This is a genomic window from Streptomyces sp. NPDC008079, from assembly GCF_042957385.1.
Taxonomy (GTDB): Bacteria; Actinomycetota; Actinomycetes; order Streptomycetales; family Streptomycetaceae; genus Actinacidiphila.
On sequence record NZ_JBIBIC010000001.1, the window covers coordinates 779,531 to 798,476 of the forward strand.

12 protein-coding genes are annotated in these 18,946 nt (G+C 72.4%); 6 read left to right on the forward strand and 6 right to left on the reverse strand.

What is annotated here, in order from left to right; genetic code table 11:
* The first annotated feature begins 3 nt into the window (after positions 1–3).
* On the forward strand, positions 4–420 hold the full coding sequence (locus ACFZAM_RS03425; RefSeq protein ID WP_355336490.1) for a MarR family winged helix-turn-helix transcriptional regulator: 417 nt from the start codon (positions 4–6) through the stop codon (positions 418–420).
* A 68-nt stretch (positions 421–488) separates the two neighbouring features.
* Here the strand turns inward: ACFZAM_RS03425 and ACFZAM_RS03430 are convergent, their stop codons facing one another.
* Positions 489–1,523, reverse strand: coding sequence for a hypothetical protein (locus ACFZAM_RS03430; protein WP_391042347.1), 1,035 nt, complete (start codon positions 1,521–1,523; stop codon positions 489–491).
* A gap of 79 nt (positions 1,524–1,602) precedes the next feature.
* Positions 1,603–2,700 (reverse strand): glycosyl hydrolase, encoded by a 1,098-nt coding sequence (locus ACFZAM_RS03435; protein WP_391042348.1) that lies wholly within the window; start codon positions 2,698–2,700, stop codon positions 1,603–1,605.
* A gap of 543 nt (positions 2,701–3,243) precedes the next feature.
* On the opposite strand from ACFZAM_RS03435, the gene ACFZAM_RS03440 reads away from it, so the two are divergent.
* The 4 genes from ACFZAM_RS03440 to ACFZAM_RS03455 all read left to right on the forward strand — a co-directional run bounded on the left by ACFZAM_RS03440 (position 3,244) and on the right by ACFZAM_RS03455 (position 8,803).
* On the forward strand, positions 3,244–4,563 hold the full coding sequence (locus ACFZAM_RS03440) for a glycosyltransferase (RefSeq protein ID WP_391042350.1): 1,320 nt from the start codon (positions 3,244–3,246) through the stop codon (positions 4,561–4,563).
* Positions 4,556–5,833, forward strand: a complete 1,278-nt coding sequence (locus ACFZAM_RS03445; RefSeq protein WP_391042351.1) for a glycosyl hydrolase — start codon at positions 4,556–4,558, stop codon at positions 5,831–5,833. The genes ACFZAM_RS03440 and ACFZAM_RS03445 overlap by 8 nt, the downstream gene beginning before the upstream one ends.
* Positions 5,830–7,464, forward strand: a complete 1,635-nt coding sequence (locus ACFZAM_RS03450) for a glycosyltransferase family 39 protein (protein ID WP_391042353.1) — start codon at positions 5,830–5,832, stop codon at positions 7,462–7,464. The genes ACFZAM_RS03445 and ACFZAM_RS03450 overlap by 4 nt, the downstream gene beginning before the upstream one ends.
* A gap of 148 nt (positions 7,465–7,612) precedes the next feature.
* Positions 7,613–8,803: a glycosyl hydrolase gene (locus ACFZAM_RS03455; protein WP_391042355.1), complete on the forward strand. Its 1,191-nt coding sequence runs from the start codon at positions 7,613–7,615 to the stop codon at positions 8,801–8,803.
* Between the two features lie 151 nt (positions 8,804–8,954).
* Here the strand turns inward: ACFZAM_RS03455 and ACFZAM_RS03460 are convergent, their stop codons facing one another.
* Positions 8,955–10,832, reverse strand: coding sequence for a discoidin domain-containing protein (locus tag ACFZAM_RS03460; protein WP_391042357.1), 1,878 nt, complete (start codon positions 10,830–10,832; stop codon positions 8,955–8,957).
* 249 nt (positions 10,833–11,081) lie between these two features.
* Here ACFZAM_RS03460 and ACFZAM_RS03465 point away from each other — a divergent pair, with 249 nt between their 5' ends.
* Complete coding sequence (locus ACFZAM_RS03465; protein WP_391042358.1) at positions 11,082–15,716, forward strand: hypothetical protein; 4,635 nt, start codon at positions 11,082–11,084, stop codon at positions 15,714–15,716.
* A 339-nt stretch (positions 15,717–16,055) separates the two neighbouring features.
* Here ACFZAM_RS03465 and ACFZAM_RS03470 read toward each other — a convergent pair whose 3' ends face one another.
* The 3 genes from ACFZAM_RS03470 to ACFZAM_RS03480 all read right to left on the reverse strand — a co-directional run bounded on the left by ACFZAM_RS03470 (position 16,056) and on the right by ACFZAM_RS03480 (position 18,906).
* The gene (locus ACFZAM_RS03470) at positions 16,056–16,877 is read right to left on the reverse strand and encodes a helix-turn-helix domain-containing protein (RefSeq protein ID WP_391042360.1); all 822 of its coding nucleotides are present in this window, start codon (positions 16,875–16,877) and stop codon (positions 16,056–16,058) included.
* A 313-nt stretch (positions 16,878–17,190) separates the two neighbouring features.
* Positions 17,191–17,580 carry an MmcQ/YjbR family DNA-binding protein gene (locus tag ACFZAM_RS03475; protein ID WP_355336481.1) on the reverse strand — a complete coding sequence of 130 codons (390 nt, stop codon included), beginning with the start codon at positions 17,578–17,580 and terminating at the stop codon, positions 17,191–17,193.
* 108 nt (positions 17,581–17,688) lie between these two features.
* Positions 17,689–18,906: a zinc-binding dehydrogenase gene (locus ACFZAM_RS03480; RefSeq protein ID WP_391042362.1), complete on the reverse strand. Its 1,218-nt coding sequence runs from the start codon at positions 18,904–18,906 to the stop codon at positions 17,689–17,691.
* Between the last annotated feature and the right edge of the window lie 40 nt (positions 18,907–18,946).

Below are 18,946 nucleotides of genomic sequence, written 5' to 3' on the forward strand. Positions count from 1 at the left end.
CCCATGCCCGTTGAACTCCAACTCCTCGGACGAGCCGTCAAGCAGGCGCAGTACCGCCAGCACCGCGCCCTCGACAGTCGCCTGGCCACCGTCGGCACCACCCTCGCCCAGTGGGACGCCCTGCGCGCCGTCGCCCGCACCCCCGGCGCCTCGGCCCGCGACCTCGCCGCCGCGACCTTCCAGACCGAGCAGTCCTTCGGCACCCTCGCCACCCGCCTCGCCGACCGCCACCTCATCGACCGCCGCCCCGGCCGTGGCCGCCGCATCGAACACCACCTCACCCCCGCCGGCGAAGCCCTCCTCTCCGCCGGCCACCGCATCGCCGACGACGTCCTCTCCTCCGCCTTCTCCGCCCTCGACGACACCGAACGCGCCACTCTCCTCGCCCTGTTGCGCCGCATCGGCGAAGAACCGACGTGAGCCCGTGACCCTGTTACGGGTCACGGGCTCACAAGGCGCGGTCGCGTGGCGTCAACGACCCCTGCGGGTCAGTCCAGTTCGGTCAGCCGGGTCAGGGTGTAGCCGGCGATGCCCTGGCCGGCGGCGATAGCGTCGTCGTCCTTGACGCCCGCGGTGCCGTTGTTGGGACCGGCGATCGTCGTGTAGAGGTAGCGGTCGTGGACGGCGTGGGTCACCGCGCACGCGACCTTCTCGCAGAAGTTCGGGATACCCGACTTGTTGGTGAGCGGGATCAGTTCGCCCTTGAAGGCGCTGTTCACCGCGTTCGCCTCCTTGGCGCTGGGGAAGACCATCACGCCGACGGTCACCGACGACTTCGCCGAGGTGTAGGTGGCGAGCACGACCTGGGCGCACTTGTTCGGCCCGAGCGTCGGCCCGAGACCGCTGCGGGTGGCCTTCCAGCACGGCGCTTCGTGGCTGGTGGTCTTGCGCGTGAAGGTCTGGCCGTTGACCCGCGTGGACGTGTCGGAGAAGAGGTCCTTGCCCTGCATCGTGGGCGTCGAGGTGGCGCTCGGTGATCCGGTCGGTGATCCGCTCGGCGATCCGGTCGGTTCCGTGCTCGGCGAATCGCTGGCGACATCGCTCGGCTGGACGGCCGGCGCGGTCGTCTGCTTGTCCTTGTCGCCCTTGGCGACGGTGTCGCCGTCCTTCTTGGACCCGCCCATCAGGAACAGCGCGGCGCCGCCCGCCAGCGCGAGGACCACGACGGCGGAGACAGCGATGATCAGCATCCGCTTCTTGCGCGCCCGCTGCTCGGCCACGTGCTGGTCCGCGAGCGCCGACCAGTCGGGCTCGTTGGGGTTGGGCACATACGGCTGCGGATGCGGGATCTGCGGAACCCCGGGCCTGATCTCGTACGGAGAGCCCTGGTGGACCGGCTGCGAGAACTGGGTCGGGGGGAAGCCGTAGCCCGGTTGTGCCGGTCGCGCCGGTTGCGTCCGCTGCGCCGGTTGTACGGGCGGTGTCTGCCGCGCAGGTGGCGTCTGCTGCTGGTCGACCTGCGGTACGGCACCGTTCTGGTGCGGTATGCGAGGATCTTCCGGGGGCCCCGTGGGAGTACTCATGGCCGGAGGAGTTCGCCTTTCCCGTCACTCATTTCGGTGAATCATAGCGTCAGACATGTACGCGGGGTGTCTTCTCCCCTTATTGGGGTGCATCGGGAGTGACCGGCCACGGGCTCAGGGTGAGGGAATCAAGTCCCTTCCGGAATGCGGCCTTGGTCTGCGGATTGACGTCGAAGCGGTAGTCGTACTGGCCGCCTTCGTCCACGCTGTGCTGGAACCACACGAAGCCGATCACATTGGGCGTCCGCTTGATCCAGCGGAAGAGGTCGGCGGTCCAGCCGGGTTGCTGCGGTCCCGGTGAACTGCCGGTCTCGCTCAGCAGGATCGGCTTGTGCGAGAACTTCGTGATCTCGTCCACCGTGGGCTGGATCACCTCGGTGGCCGTCTTCTCGCCGAAGCCGTAGCCGTCGACACCGATCCAGTCGACGTAACTGTCGCCGGGGTAGAGCGGCTTGAGCGGGACGCCGCGGGCGCCGCGGAGCGCGTTCGGGCTCCAGACCCAGATCACCTCGGTCGCGCCCACGGCCTGGAAGAGGTCGTGGATGTGCCGCCACGCCTTCACGTAGTCGCCCCGCGAGTTGCCGCTGTTCTTCTCGGACCAGGGGTACCAGTCGCCGTTCATCTCGTGCGCGAAGCGCAGGGCGATCGGCTGTCCCGCCGCTTTGACCTGGCGCGCGAATCGGATCACATAGGGGTCGAACGACCCCGACGCGATCTTCTTCAGCGAGTACTCCGGCTGGTCGGCGGCCCGTGACTTGGCGAACGGCTCCCAGGTGAGCAAGGGCACCGCGCCCTGTTTGTAACTGAGTTCGGCGTCGGCGGCGGAGAAATCCTCGTTCCAGCCCTGGTAGTACTCCAGCATTCGCGGGTGACGCCCCGACGCCACGGTCACGGCCGCGGTGGTCGCCCATGCCGGCGCGTGGAATGTCGCGACGCCGAAATAGACGCCTTTCGGATGCAGATACTCCGCCTTGCTCAGGGTTTTGGTGCGCGTCACGGGGTCTGCGGCGGATGTTCCGGAAGGCGTGGACTGTGAGGGATTGCCGGAGTCGTCGATGCGCTCCTGGCCTCCGGAGGAGCACGCGGCCAGCGGCAGCAGCAGGGCGCCCACGAGCGCGCCTGCCAGGGCGTTCACCAGGAAGGGCCGCCGCCGCGTCCCTCGTGTGAGCACATTCATTCCCGGCCATTCTGCTCGGCGAACCGTCACGGGAAGCATCTCATCAGACGAACCTATGGTCGTCTCTAGGTGTGCGGGCGGTGCGGCCGTGGCCGGTTCCACGAGCCGGGCCTCCGGGTCCGCCGGGCAGTCGCGCACCGAACCGGTGCGACGGCCGGATGACCGCACGGGCGCGGAGGCGGGGAGGCGGGGAGGCGCGAAACGGGGAAACGCGGAGGCGCGAAACGGCGTCGGGACGGGGTGAGTCACGGGCGGGACGGCAGTGACAGCAGTCCGATGGACACAGGACCTACACGACTGTGACCGGGATTTCACCGCTCCGGTCGTTTGTCCAGGTAATTCGCCGCCGGGCGGAACGGACTTGTCATCGGGGTGTAACACAGCTCACGCGACAGGGCCGTTGTGTACGTGGCAGAGGCGTTACTCAAGGTGATCCTGTGAGGGACGCTAAGGTTCATATGATAAAAATCGTGTCACCACTTACGCTCTCTGCGGCACGCCGCCTTGTATGTGGCTCGGGGGAATCGGCGCGATAAGGAAGACATGCTGGCGTTCTTGCTGGAGATCCGTGAGTTGCGGCTCCAGGGGGTGGTGTACCCCTTCGCCGCCTTCATGGCGCTGATCTGGTTGCTGTGGCTGATCAAGGTCGTCCTCGCGCGTCGCTACAAGCCGTGGAAGCGCCCGTTCCAGACCACCACGTCCGTGATCATTCCGGTGGTGGACGAGCCCGAGGACCTCTTCCGCGAGGTCGTCGGCCGGATCATCGACCAGCGGCCGACCGAGATCATCGTGGTCATCAACGGCCGCCGCAACGAGGCACTTGAGCACATCTGCGACGACCTCGGCGTGTTCTGGCGGTGGACCCCCGTCCCCGGCAAGCGCAACGCGCTCAAGGTCGGCCTGGCCGAGTCCAGCGGCGAGATCGCCGTACTCGTCGACTCCGACACCATCTGGACCTCCAACACCCTCAGCGAACTGGTCAAGCCCTTCCGCGACCCCCAGGTCGGCGGGGTGACGACCCGTCAGCGCATCCTCCAGCCGAGCCGCACCGTGCTCACCCGCTGGGCGGACTGGCTGGAGAGCGTGCGCTGCCAGTACGCGATGCCCGCGATGAGCGTGCTCGGCACCGTCGGCTGCCTGCCCGGCCGCACCATCGCCTTCCGCAGCCACATCCTCTTCGACTGCATGGACGCCTTCCTCGGCGAGAAGTTCCTCGGCGTCTTCCTGGAGGTGAGCGACGACCGCACGCTCACCAACTACACGCTCAAGGCCGGGTACAAGACCGTCTACCAGTCCACGTCGCTCGTCTACACCGACGCCCCACTCCAGTTGAAGAAGCTGGCCAAGCAGCAGTACCGCTGGGCGCGCGGCTCGCAGTACAACACGCTGCGGATGATGCCGTGGATGCTGCGCAACGCGAAGATGCTCGCGCTGTTCTACTTCGCCGACGTCGCGGTCCCCTTCGTGCTGCTCGGCACCTTCGCCTCCTGGCTGATCGCCGCCTTCCACCGGGGCCGGCCCACCATCTACCAGGACCTGCCGCTGCCCGGCGACCCCACCAAGGCCCTGGTGCTGCTCCTCGCGCTGGCCGCCGTGATGTCGCTGTTCTCGCTGATGTTCCGCTTCGGGCGGCACTTCGCCTACCGGCCGCAGGACCTGCTCTTCCTGCCCACCTTCATGGTGATCAACACCCTGCTGCTGCTCCCCGTGCGCCTGCTCGGCTTCTTCCGCTGCGCGCACAACGCGAGTTGGGGCACCCGCGCCGACAGCTTCGCGGGCGAGAAGTCGCACAGCGCCCTGGTCCTGGTGCCGTACGTGATCGGCGGCCTCATGCTCGGGGGGTCGGTGATGATGAGTGTCTAGCCACAACGGGCCGGCCGCCAACCGGTCCGGCAGCCGGGCGGAGGCCAAGCGACGGCGCAAGAAGCCGTCGCACTGGTGGAGCCGCGGCACGGGCATCCGGCTGCGGATCTGGATGGCCGTCAACGCGGTCCTGCTCTCCGCGCTGTCCTACGGCGTCTACATGGCAGTCGTCTCCAACGCGGAGGGCACCGGCTACTCCGGTCTCGGCGGGGGCAGCAAGAGCAACCCGGGGCTGCTGGACCGGCTCAAGGGCAAGAGCGACCCGAGCGTGCCGACCAAGCAGCAGTTCATGAAGCCGGACGGCATCTACTTCGGCGCGGCCACCGTCAAGGCCCCCTACGACGCCAAGGAACTGGACGAGTTCACCACCGACGACGGCGGCATCCGGCCGACCATGGCCTCGTTCTTCCTCGACTGGGAGCACGAGTTCAACCCGTACTCGATGACGGCGGCCTACGAGCACGGCACGCTCCCCGTGCTGACCTGGGAGCCCTGGGCGGGCGGGGTGCAGAATCCGGCGGGCGGCGTCATCCTCGACACGAACACCGATCAGCCCAAGTTCCGGCTCGGCAACATCATCAGCGGCAAGTTCGACGCCTACATCACCCGTACGGCCACGGCCATCGCCGACGCCAAGTGGCCCCTGGTGCTGCGCCTCGCGCACGAGATGAACGGCGGCTGGTACCCCTGGTCGGAGGCGGTGAACGGCAACAAGCCCGGCGAGTACGTGCAGGCGTGGCGGCACGTGCACGACCTGTTCGACAAGGCCGGGGCCACCAATGTGATCTGGACCTGGTCGCCGAACATCATCCGTCCGAAGCCGAAGGTGAAACTCCAGCCGTACTACCCGGGCGACGACTACGTCGACTGGATCGGCATGACCGGCTACGGCGTGCGCGAGAAGACCCCCGCGATCACCTTCGGCGCGACGATCAAACAGGTGCGGACCTTCGCCGACAAGCCGCTGATCATCATGGAGACCGGCGCGCAGATCGACAAGCAGCAACTGAACTGGGTCCGGGCCTTCTTCCCCTGGCTCCAGGCCCATCCGGACATCGTCGGCTTCATCTGGATGCAGAAGGACCGGGACACCGGCGCCCGCGCCAACTGGCGCTTCACCTCAAGCAAGGCCGAACAGCAGGCGTTCCAGGCCGGTCTGGCCACACTGCGGCTGGCGACCGGGCAGACGAAGACGTCGTCCGGTCCTTCACCGGGCGCGCCGCCGAGCGGTTCACCCGGCACCTCCCCGTCTTCCGGGAGCACCCCATGAACGAGCGGGAAGTGCTGAATCCCCACCCCGATCACCCCGACACCATTCCCATCTCGATCATTCCGCAGCCGCGGAACTCCCATCACGGCCAGGGCGAGTGGGAGATCCAGGACGACAGCACCGGGGAACGCCCCGCCTCGGGGGGGCGCGCCTCGCGGCGGCGCCAGGAGGAGAAGCGGCGCGGGATGGGCCGCGCCGCGATCATGCTGCCGCCGATGCTGGTGACGCTCGTCGCGGGCGGGTACCGGGTGGGTGCGGCGCAGGTCAGGGAGGACGAGGCGGCGACGTGGTGGGCGGCGCATCTGTCGTGGTCGGACCTGGGGCGGCTGCTGGACAACACCGATGTGGTGCTGGCGCCGTACTACGTGCTGATGCACATCTGGGTCTCGGTCGCCGGGAGTTCGCCCGCGATGCTGCGGGTGCCGTCGGTGGTGGCGATGGCGGTGACGGCGGGACTGCTGGCGCTGCTCGGCCGCCGGATGTTCGACGCGCCGACCGGGCTGGTCGCGGGGCTGGTGTTCGCGGTGCTGCCGGTGACGACGCGATTCGCTCAGGAGGCACGGCCGTTCGCGCTGGCGGCGCTGTCGGTGGTGGCGGGGGCGCTGCTGCTGTACCGGGCGCTGGACCACGTGGGCGCGGACCGGTGGGGCGGATACGCGTTCGGGATGCTGTGCACGGGGCTGTTCCACCCGGTAGCGGCCACGGTCGTGGTGGCGTATCTGCTGATCACGCTGGCCACCGAACGCCAGCGCACCGGGGCGTGGTTGGCGGTGACGCTAGTGCCGGTCGCGCCGCTCTTCGCGGTGCTGATGCTGGCGCGCGGCCAGAACCACCAGGACCCGCAGGGCGGCACCGATGTGCACGCGCTGCTGCGGCTGCCGCAGGAGCTGATCGGCTCGCAGCACGCCGCCCTCGCGGTGGGCGGCCTCGCGCTGCTCGGGGTGCTGCTCGGCCGCAGGAACGGCGTACCGCTGCTGGTGTGGGCGGTGCTGCCGCCGGTCGCGCTGTTCGGACTGCGCTCTTACGGCAACCTGTTCACGCCGTCGTACTTCGTCTTCACCGTGCCCGCCGTCGCGCTGCTCGCGGGCGCCGGGGTGTGCGGTCTGGCCAAGCTGCTGCCGGGCAGGGAGGGCGGGGCGGCGACCCGGCAGATCGTGCTCGGCGCGGTCGCCGCCGTCGCCGTGGCCGCGGTCTCGCTGCCGGCCTTCAACGGCCTGCGCACCGACCCGCGGCCCGGACTCCCCGACTACCAGGCGGCGTCGGCCTGGCTGCGGACGCAGACGCGCGGCGGCGACGGGGTCGTCTACAGCGGTGAGCTGGACAAGGCGATGCGGGGCACCGCGTACCAACTGCGCGCCGTGGCCGACCCGCCGGACGCGGTGTACGTGACGGTGTCGCCGCAGCGGGACGGTACGTACACCGGACAGCCGTGCTCCGCGCCCGTGGTGTGCACCAAGGACGTCCAGCGGATCTGGCTGGTGGCCACCGCGCCGCGCACGCCGTACGCGGGGATGACGGCCGACGAGGGGAGATTCCTCCAGACCGAGTACAAGGCGGGCACCGCGAAGGACTTCGCGGGCGGCCTGCGGATTACGCTGTTCGACCGGCTGCCGCGGAAGTCGGCGCGGTAGCGGGCGCGTTGGGCGCGCCGACCGGGCCGGTCGCGGGCGGGGCCGGTCGCTGGCGTGGCCGGGCCCGAAGGGGGCGGGGCGCGCGGGGGCAGGGTGCGCGGGGCGTTCAGGGAATCGTCGGGGGAACGGGTGACGGAGGCGGGGGAGCATGCTCGGGGGAAGACGCGACCGGTGGACGCGCGGAGGTCCGCTCGTCAACTGGCCGGGGCGGCTGTCCAGCCCCTTCTACGGCCAGGTCTGGAGCCGGGCGAAGTACGTCGTGCCCGCCGCGGTCCTCGCGCTGCTGATCGGGGTCGCCGCGCTCGCCTGGGGTGACGGCGGGGACGGGGGTGGCGACCGTAGCGCGGGAGCCGACCGGGCGGCCGACAGCGGCGCGGGCGACAGCGGCGTGGGCGACGACGACGGGGTGTCGACCATCGCGCCGGGACCGCCGCGGACCGCCGTGCCCGGCAAGGACGCCATCCGCCGACCGCTCGCCGGGACCACGTACTTCGGCGTCGCCAAGCCCGACGCGCCCTGGAATTCGGCCGTCCTGGCCGGAGTCGGCCGCGACGCGGGCGGCGTCACGCCCAACATGGTGGAGTACTACGTCAATTGGACCCGCGGCTTCGACCCGGGCCCGGTCCGCGCCGCCTACGCCCAGCACGCCGTGCCCGTCGTCTCCTGGGAACCGTGGGCGGGCTCCGCGAAGGGCACCGAGCAGCCCTCGTACGCGCTGCGCACCATCATCGACGGTGCGCACGACCCGTACATCAGGTCCTTCGCCGAGGCCGTCAAAGCCAACCGCTTCCCGATCGCGCTGCGCTTCGCCCACGAGATGAACGGCCACTGGTACCCGTGGGCCGAGCCCAACGGCGGCAACAGACCCGGTGAGTACGTCGCCGCGTGGAAGCACGTCCACGACATCTTCCAGCAGGCCGGTGCCACCAATGTGATCTGGGTCTGGGCCCCGAACACGCTGCGCGGCGCGGACGACATCAGCCTGAAGTCCCTTTATCCGGGAGACGGTTACGTCGACTGGGTCGGCCTGGACGCCTACGGGGTCGCCGAGCGCACGGCGGGCGAACTCCTCAACCCGTCGGTGAACGCCCTGCGCGCGTTCACCGCGAAGCCGCTGCTCATCACCGAGACCGGCGCCCAGCCGGGCGGGCGCAAGGCCCCCTGGATCGCCAGCCTCTTCCCGTGGCTGGCGAGCCGCCATGACGTCATCGGCTTCATCTGGTTCCAGTACACCCACGCCGAAGGCGGCGGCTCCGACTGGACGTTCATGTCCAGCGCCGCGGCGCAGGAGTCCTTCAAGGCGGGAGCGAGGACGTTGCGGCTGGCACAAGTGCCGTAACGGGTACGGCTGTTGGTACGCGGGCCGCCCCCGGCGCGTGCACCGGGGGCGGCCTTTGATGCTTACGTGCTTACGTGCTTACGTGCTTACGTGCTTACGTGCTCACGTGCTCACGTGCTCACGTGCTCACGTGGTCCTGAGGTCCTGAGGGTCAGGTGCCGAGCACCTGGAACTCCCAGAGCGAGTAGCCGTACTGCGTGGCGCGCGCCGTCCCGTACATCCGCACGTACCGTCCGGTGCCGGTGACGTTCAGCGTCTGATTGCCGCCGGTGCCGGTGGTCGTGGAGTAGACGTCCGTCCAGGTGGTGCCGTTCGCGGAGGTCTGGATCCGGTACGCCGTCGCGTACGCGGCCTCCCAGTTGAGCTTGACCTGGCTGACGGTGTGGCTGGCGCCGAGGTCGACCTGGAGCCACTGCGGGTCGCTGAAGGTGCTGGACCAGCGGGTGCCGGGGTCGCCGTCCACCGCGCTCGCCGCCGTGAAGCTGCCGTTCTCACTGGACGAGGCCGTGGCCGTCTTCCCCTGCGACAGCAGGGTGGGTGTGCCGGGTCCGCCGGGGTCGCCGCCGCCGGACGTCGGTGTGCCGTACAGCGCCAACTCGTACAGCGAATCGCCGTATTGGGATGTTCTGGCGGTCGCGTAGACCCGCACGTAGCGGGCCGTGGCCGACAGTGCGGTGTCCTGGATGTCGGCCGGACTGTTGTTGTTGGAGTAGACCGTCGTCCAGGTCGTGCCGTTGGCCGACGTCTGTAGCTGGTAGGCGGATGCGGCCGCCGCCTCCCAGACCAGACTCGCGTGCGTGAGGTTGTAGGACTGGCCGAGGTCGACCTGGACCCACTGCGGGTCGCTGAAGCCGCTCGACCAGCGGGTGGTGACATCGCCGTCGGTCGCGTTCGACGCGGGGAACTGCGCGCTCTCGGTCGAGGAGGCCGTGGTCGGCTTGCCCTTGGCGATGTTGGTGCCGGTGCTGCCGGGCGCGGCCTTGTTGTAGACCGCCACGTAGTCGACGTTCAGCGAACCGCCGCTGACCGTGGCCGCGTTGGGGCCGCCACCGAAGGCGGCGGGGAAGCCGCCGCCGATCGCCAGGTCGAAGATGATGTAGAAGCTGTGGTCGACGGCGTTGGCCCACGCCGTGGCGTCCACCTGGTTGGAGCTGAGCGTGAAGTAGTTCGCGCCGTCCAGGTACCAGCGGATCTGCTCGGGTGACGTCGAGCGGTCGATCTCCACCGCGTACGTGTGATAGCCCGTCTGGCAGCCGGAGCAGGCCCGTTCACCGCTGCCGACGCCGCTGGACTCGTTGCACGCGCCGCCCGGATTCGTCCCGCAGTGCAGGGTGCCGAACACCGAGCTGCGGCCGTTGATGTCCTCCAGGATGTCGACCTCGCCGGAACCCGGCCACGGCACGCCCACGCGCAGCGGCGACCCCAGCATCCAGAACGCGGGCCAGTAGCCCGCGCCGTTGGCCGTGGTCACGTTCGGCTGCTGGATCGACGCCTGCATCCGGACCACGCCGCCCGGCTGCGCGCCGAAGCCGTCCGCCTGGGTCTCGACCCGTCCCGACGTCCAGCCGGTGTTCGGGTCCGTGCCCGAGTGCAGTGCCTTGAGCACCAGATGGCCGTTGCCGTCCTGGTAGACGTTGGCCGTGCTGTTCGTCATCGTCTCGATCTCGCCGGTCCCGAAGGTCCAGCCCTCACCGGCGTCGTAGCGCCATGTCCCGGTGTCCAAGCCGGTGTTGGCGGCGCCGTTGAAGTCGTCGCTCCAGGTGGTGGTGAAGCCGCTCGGGGCGGCGGGGACGGCGTTCGGCTGTACGGCGGCCGGTTGTGCGGCCTGTTGCGCCGCCGGTTGTGCGGCCGTTTGTGCCGCCGCGGTCCGGGTCGCCGTCTGTGGGGAGACGGTGCCCTTTCCCGCGGCCGACGCCGACGCGGACGCCGACGCCTGCGGCGAACCGGCCAGCGCCACCGCGGCCATCGCGCTGACGGCGACTAATCCGACGCCCAGCCGTTTCCGCAAGCGCTTGTCTCTCATCGACATGCCTGCTCCTTGTGTGGGGGGTTGCGTGAGAGCGCTCTCTCCACGCGAGAGTCGGCCTTGCCCCAGCCCCTGTCAAGGCTTCCGGCAACGTTTACGGAGCCGTCCGCGCGCCGTACGGGAAGAGGACGGTGCCCCGCCAGGGAGGTATGCGGCAGCGGTGTGCACCCAGTGCAATTCCGGGCCGTGGCCGTCCCCGTGGGGCGCGGGTCTGCGTAGCGTGGCAGCTCTGTCCGTCGAGGGGAGTGCGCGGTGTCGGGACGTCCGGAGAAGGAGATGGCGCCGGGCGACGACCCGGTACGCCAACTGGCGCGCGAACTGCGCGACTTGCGGGAGGCGGCGGGCAAGCCGACGTACCGGACGATGGCCAGGGGCGCGGGTTTCGGCGCGAGCACGCTGTCGCGGGCCGCCTCCGGCGAGACGCTGGCGACGCTGCCGGTGGTCCTGGCGTACGTCCGCGCGTGCGGCGGCGATCCGGCCGACTGGGAGCGGCGCTGGCGGGCGGCGGCCACGCGGGCCGCGGGGCCGCGGGACGCCGAGGACGGCGACGATCCGGCGCCCTACCGAGGTCTGGCCCGGTTCGAAGCGGGCGACGCCGACATCTTCTTCGGCCGCGACCGCCTCACCGACCGCCTGCTGGAACTCACCGCCCGCCGCCGCTTCACCGCCGTCTTCGGCCCCTCCGGCAGCGGCAAGTCCTCCCTCCTGCGCGCCGGCCTCATCCCCCGCCTCCAGCAAGTCGCCGACCCCGCCACCCGCCCCGCCGCCCTCCGCATCCTCACCCCCGGCGCCCATCCGCTCCGCGACCACGCCCCCCACCTGACGCCTGCGGCGAGCTCCACGTACGACCCTGCGGCCAGCACCGCGGGCGGTCCGGCCCCCGGCCCGGCGGGCGGTCGTGCGACGGGTACGACGGCCGATCCGGAGGGTGGTCCCGCGACGGCCTCGGCCGCGAGTGCGGCGACGGATTCGACCGACGGTCGGGCGGCTGCCCTGGGACCCGGCCCGGCTCCCAGGGGTGTGACGGATTCGAAGGGCGGTCGGGCGGCTGAGTCCGTGAGCGGTTCGGATCGCGGCCCGGCGGGCGGTCGTGCGACGGGCACGTCTGCCGGTCCGGAGCGAGGCCCGGAGGGTGGTCCCGCGACGGCCTCGGCCGCGAGTGCGGCGACGGATTCGACCGACGGTCGGGCGGCTGGGCACGCGTCCGGCCCGGAGCCTGGCGTGGCGGGTGGTCCGGCGACTGGGCACGTGATCGGCTCCGAGCCCAGCCCGGAGGGCGATCGCCCTGCCGGGCACGCGGCCGGTCCGGCGTCCGGCTTGGAGGGCGGTCGTGCGACGGGTATGACGGCCGAGCCGGAGGGTGGTCCCGCGACGGCCTCGGCCGCGAGTGCGGCGACGGATTCGACCGACGGTTGGGCGGCTGGGCACGCGTCCGGCCCGGAGCCTGGCGTGGCGGGCGGTCGTGCGACGGGCACCGCTGGTCCGGCGGCTGGGTACGCGGCTGACGCGGAGTCCGGCTCGACCGGCGGTCCGGCGGCTGGGCACGTGACCGGCTCCGAGTCCGGCTCCGAGTCCGGCCCGGAGGGCGCTGGCGCGGCTGGCTTCACGGCTGGTACGGCGATCGGCGCGACCGGCGGTCGGGGGGCTGGTCCGGGACTCGGGCCGGTGGGTGGTCGGGGGGTTGGTGCGGGGTCCGGTGCGGAGGGTGGCGGGGGGGATACGTGGCTGATTGTGGATCAGTTCGAGGAGCTGTTCACGCTGTGTGCCGACGCGGCGGAGCGGGAGGGGTTCATCGAGCGGCTGTTGGCCGCGGCGCATCCGGCGGGGCGGACGCGGGTGGTGATCGCGGTGCGGGCGGACTTTCTGGGGCGGTGTGCGGAGCATCCGCGGCTGATCGGGGCGTTGCAGGACGCGACGCTGCTGGCGGGGCCGATGGACCGGGACGAGTTGCGGGAGGCGGTGGTGCGGCCGGCGCAGGCCGCGGGGCTGATCGTGGAGCGGGCGCTGTCCGCCCGGGTGGTCGCGGAGGTCGTGGGGGAGCCGGGCGGGCTGCCGTTGATGTCGCACGCGCTGCTGGAGACGTGGCGGCGGCGTTCCGGCCGGGCGCTGACCGAGCGGGCGTACGACGAGGCCGGTGGTCTGCACGGCGCCATCTCCCGTACGGCGGAGGACCTTTACCACCGGCTCACCGCCGAGCAGGCGGCCCTCGCGCGCCGCGTGCTGCTCCGCCTGGTCATGCCGGGCGACGGCACCCCCGACACCCGCAGACCGGTGGCCCGCGCCGAACTCGCCCTGGGCGCGGACGACACCGCCGTCGTCCTGGACGAGCTGGCCGGGGCCCGGCTGATCACCGTGGACGACGGGACCGTCGACCTCGCCCATGAAGCCCTCATCCAGGCGTGGCCACGCCTGCGGTCCTGGATCGACGCCGAGCGGACCCGGCTGCGCGTGCACCGTCGGCTCACCGACGCGGCGGTGATGTGGCACGAACTCGACCGCGAGCCGGGCGCGTTGTACCGGGGCTCGCGGCTCGCGGCGGCCGAGGAGGCGTTCCCGGCCGAGGAGGCGTTCCCGGCGGCGGCGGACGGCGGACCCGACGAACTGACGCCCACCGAAAGGGCGTTCCTCGACGCGAGCACCGCCGCCCGCCGCCGCGAGGAGCAGGCCGCCGCCCGAACCACCCGCAGACTGCGGGCGTTGACGGCGACCCTGTCCGTACTCCTCGTCCTGGCCGTGGCGGCCGGGGCGACGGCGTGGACGCAGAGCCGCAGCAACGAGCGGCAGCGCAGGGCCGCCGACGCCGCCCGGCAGGTCGCGCTGTCGCGGCAGCTCGCCACCACCTCGGACGCGCTCGTCGGCTCCGACCCCGAACTCGCCTCGCTGCTGGCCGTCCAGGCGTACCGCGAGAGCCCCACCACCGAGGCGGTGGTCAGCCTCGAAGCCGCCGCCGCGCTGCCCCTCAAAGCCGTCCTGCGTCCGCCGGACCGCGAACACGACGTGGAATCCCTGGCGTTCAGTCCGGACGGCCGCACCCTCGCGACCGGCGACAGCGCGGGCACGGTGATCCAGTGGGACGCGGCGGGCGGCCGGGTCCGCTCGACGGTCGGCCACCCGAGCGCGGGCGCGACCGCGCTGGCGTACGGCGCGGACGGCCGCACCCTCGCGATCACCGGCTGGAAGGGGGAGTTGGACCTGCGCCCGGTGTCCGCCGAGGGCGGTCGGGCGGCCAGGACCGTGGCCCTCGGCCCTGAGCCGCCGCTGGACTGGGAACTCGGCCCCGACGCCCGCACCGCCGTCACCGCGGACCGCGGCGGCGCGATCAGGCTGTGGGACGTGGCGACCGGCCGCGACCGGCGGATCGTCACCAGCCGCGAGAAGATCCCGGGACCGATGGCGTTCTGCGCGGGCGGGCGCGTCGTGGCGATGTCCGACGCCGGGCGGATCCGCGAGTGGGACACCCGGACCGGCCGCCCGCTGGCCGACTTCGCTGCCAGGTCGCAGGCTCACGAAGTCCCGGACGACGGAGGGGACTTCCTCGACCTCGCGTGCGGCCCGGACGGCCGCAGCGTGGCCACGGGGGACTTCGCCGACGGCAAGGTGCGGATCCGGGACGCGGCGACCGGCCGCGTACGCGCGGTGCTGTCCGGGCACGCGGGCCAGGTCGGCGCGCTGGCGTTCAGCCCGGACGGCCGCACCCTCGCGACCGGCGGCGACGACCGGACGGTACGGATCTGGGACGTGGCCACGGGCAGGGCCCGTGCGGTGCTGTCCGGTCACACGGGCACCGTCCGCGCGCTCGCCTTCAGCCCCGACGGCCGCACCCTCGCGACGGCGGGCGCGGACCGCACCGTACGGCTGTGGGACGTGACGAACGGCCCCGCCGTCCTGCCCGGCGTCGCGGCGGCGGCCTTCGGCGGCGGTGGCGTCGTACTGGCCGGAACGGACGGCGGACTCCGGCTGCGCGACACGGCCACCGGACATGTGCGCGTCCTGGCCGGTCCGTCCTCGGGACCGCCGCCGGTCGCGGTCGCCGTCACCAAGGACGGTCGCGTGGTGGCCAGTTGGGACGGCGACGGCTCGGTGCGGCTGTGGGACACCGTGTCGGGGCAGGTCACCGCCACCCTTGCGGCGGCCGGGAACGCGGGCGGCCTGGCGTTCAGCCCCGACGGCCGTACGCTCGTCATCGCCGACTACGACGGCCGGTTGCGGCCGTGGGACGTGCGCGCGCACCGCTTCCGTACGACCTTCCGGGTGTGGATCGCACCCGGCACGGGACCCGTCTTCGGCCCGGACGGCCGGATCGTGGCCGCGCAGACCGTGGACGGCGCGGTCGCGCTCGTAGACCTGGGCACGGGGGAGACCCGGTCCATCCTCAACGGCGCTCCTGTGCACGGCAGTTCGGGCAGCATGCCCATGGTGGACTCGGGCGTCGCGCTCAGCTCGGACGGGCGCACGGCCGCCGTCGGCACCTGGGACGGCCACGTCCTGCTCGCCGACCTGACGACCGGCCGCACCCGCGCGCTGGCCACCGGCCGTACCGCGCCCGTGACGTCGGTGGCCTTCACCCCCGACCGCCGGACCGTCGCGGCGGGCGACTGGGACGGGCCCGTGCACCTCCTGGACGTGGCCACCGGACACGTGCGGGCCACCCTCACGGCGGCGCCCCGCTCCGCAACCGACCTCGCCTTCGGCCCCGACGCGCACACGCTCCTCGTTCTCGACCCGCAACAGACCGTGCGACTGTGGGCCGTTGACCTGCCGGACCCCGCGGCTGCCGTCACCGCCGTCTGCCGCGCGGTCGGCCGCGACCTCACCCGGCAGGAGCGCGGCACGTATCTCCCCGACGAACCGGCCCGCCCGGTCTGCGGCACCACCACGGACCGCTGAGGCCCGCCCGGTCTGCCGCACCACCGCCCGCTGAGGCCCGCGCCGCGCGGGCCCGGCATTGCGCTCTCGGTCAACTCCCTTGCGCACAGGGCCGATGACGGGCGGCTCGGCCCCCGGCAGACTCGGTGGCCCGGCGCACGGGGGAGGGTGCCCGGGGCCGGTGGGCCGAGAGCGCGGCGCGCGGTGCGGTTCGTCAGTGGCGACGACGATCGGGGAGGACGACCGCAGTGAGCCGCGATGGGGGCAGGGGTCGCGCCTCGGCCGACCGGTCGTGTGGGGCGGGGAGTTCGGGCGTACGGTCGCCCGCTCGGCGGGCGTGTGCGGGGGCGGTGTGGACGCTCACGCGCTCAACAGCCGCCTGCGGTAGGCGCCGGGCGCGACGCCATACTCCTTCTTGAAGGCACGGCCGAAGACCGCCGCGTCCGGGAAGCCCCACCGCGCGCAGATCCGGCTGACGCTGCGGTGCGCCATCCGAGGGTCGGCCAGATCGGCCCGGCAGCGGTCGAGCCGTTCGGCGCGGACGTGTCCGCCGACGGTACGGCCGCCGTCCTGGCGGAAGAGGTGGTGCAGGTAGCGCACCGAGATGTGGTGCGCGGAGGCGATGGCGGCGGGCGACAGCCAGGGCGCGGCGAGGTGGCGGTCAATGTACTCGCCTATGGCGCAACGGAGTTCGAGGGTGCGGGACGCGGGTACGGGCGCGGGTTCCGCGAGCTGGGCCAGGAAGGCCGTGGCCAGGCTCAGCGCCGCCGAGCCGAGGCGCGCGCCTTGCGGGGCGAGCACCGAACCGGCCGCCTGGTCGGCGAGCCCTTCGACGTAGTGCGCCAGCAGCGCGGCGGGTCCGGTGTCGGAGGAGAGCGGGCGCGCGACCAGGTGCCTCAGCGACCTGGCGGGCACCGGCACCGCCTCGCGCGGCAGGTGCAGCACGATCGCCCGCCCTCGCGGCGCGGCGGACTCAACCGCCCTGACGAGCAACGGCCGTGAGGGCTCCCACAGCCCCAGCTCGCCGGCCTCCAGCCGCGTACCGGCCCGGTCGCGCTCCGCGTCCCCGCCGAGGTCTCCGCCACCGGTCCGGCCGACGTTCGCGGCACCGTTCCCGGCAGCGCTCAGGTCCCCCCGGTCCACCCCGTCCGCCCGGCGCAGCGTCAGCGGCCCCTCCGACACCAGCGCCAGCCGCCAGTGGTCGACCCCCGGCCCATGCCCAGGCCCATGCCCAGGCCCCGGTCCACGTCCAGGCCCCTGCCCAAGCCCAAGCCCCGGCCCCGATCCCCGCCCCGGCCCCGGCCGTACGGTCAGCGGTCCCGGCGGGCGCACCACCGTCAGCCAGACCTGCCCCAACTCCCATGCGTACGGACGTGCTTCGTCCATCGGCGGTGCTGCCCTTCCGCGACGATTCCCGCGGACCCCGTATGCGACGCCCGTGAGATTGATTCCACGGCAGCGCGGATTGATGGGCAGCCCCCGGCCGCCGGGTGAATCAATTCCGTTCGGGGCGGCGGCCGTTCGCCGGGAACGTCTCGACCAGCTCTTGCGGCGCCGCCTGCTGCCACGAGTCGAGCAGGATGTCGTACAGCTCGCCCTCGTCCTCGAGCGCCGCCAGCCGCGCCCGTACCCACGACGAGTGGGCCTCGTGCGCGGGCACCCAGAACTTCTCCGGCTCCGAGGCGATCAGCTCCGCGCGCTCGTGCCGCGGACAGCGCACCGCGAACGACGTCCCGTCGTCGGGCACCGTCACATACATCCGGCGGCCGACATGGAACGTGGGATGTCCCCACAACTCCTTCTCGACGGTCCCGGGCAGCCCGAGCGCCACGCGCCGCACATCCCCGCTCCCCAGCACTGCCCGCCGCCCCACGACTCTTCCCATCCCGGCTCCGTCCGCGTGCCCGCGCGCCCGCCTCGCTTGAACGCACCCAATTCCACCACGGCGGGGCGCGCGTGCGGGGGAGGCCGCCGCCCGGCGCCGCGGGCGGGCCTACGGGTGCAGCACGATCTTCCCCACGTGCCCCCTGCGGGCCAGCTCCTCCTGCGCCCGCGCGGCCCGCACGAGCGGGAACGTCGCCGCGACGACCGGCCGGACAGCGCCCTCGCGCGCCAGGTCCATGAGGAGCCCGAAGTGCGCGGGCGTGTGCATCGAGGAGCCGATCACCCGCGCGTTGTGCAGATACAGACGGCGTACGTCCAAGGTGACGCCGTAACCGCCGAGCGCCCCCGCGACCACCCACCGGCCGCCCTCGCGCAGCAGCGGCAGGCACGCGCTCACCAACTCCCCTGCGACGACGTCGAGTCCGATGTCGATGCCGTCCGGGGCGGCGGCGCGGATCTGCCCGGCGACGTCCCGCGCGCGGTCGATGACGACGTGCGCGCCCGCCGCGCGGACCGCGTCGGCCTTGGAACCGCTGCTGACGGCGAGCACCTTCGCGCCGCGCGCGCGGGCGAGTTGGGTCAGGGCGAGGCCGACGCCGCCGGACGCGCCGGAGACCAGGGCGGTTTCGCCGTCCCGCAGCCCGCCGCGCTCGATCATGCCGAGCGCCGTGCCGTACGCGGTCGGCAGCGACGCCAACTGGTCGTCCGTGAGCGGGGATTCGGTCATGTCGTGCACGCGGCCGACCGGCGCGGTCACGTATTCGGCGTAGCCGCCGTCGCGTTCGCTGCCCATGAGGCCGATGGGATTCGCGTCCTGGCGGTCGGAGTCGTAGACGGCCGGGTCGATGACGACGCGGCGGCCGAGGAGGCCCGCGTACGGGTTCGGCTCCGCGGCCGCGCCCCGGGCCGCCGCCTCGACGGCCTTCCCGGCGACCGCCCGGGCCGTATCCCCGGCGACCGCCCGCGCCGTATCCCGGTCAAGCACAGCGCTCCCGTCGAGGCCAGTGCCCCCTTCGAAGCCAGCGCCCCCGTCGGCGGAGACGTCCTCCCGTGGCCCGACCGCCACGACCCGCCCGGCCACGTCGGCCCCCTGGATCCGCGGAAAGTCGATCGGCCCGCGCCAGCCCGACAGCGCCGTCGCGTCCTGCGGGCTCCCGTACGCGCCCTCGCGGGTCCACAGGTCGGTGTTGTTGAGCGCGACGGCGGCGACCTCGACCAGCACCTCGCCCGCCCCCGGGGCGGGCACGGCCACCTCCACCGCCTCCAGCACCTCCGGCCCGCCGTGACCGGCGATCCGTACCGCACGCATGGTCCCGGGCACGCTCATCGCTCCACCGTCCTCCTGAGTACACTGATCTGTGAACATC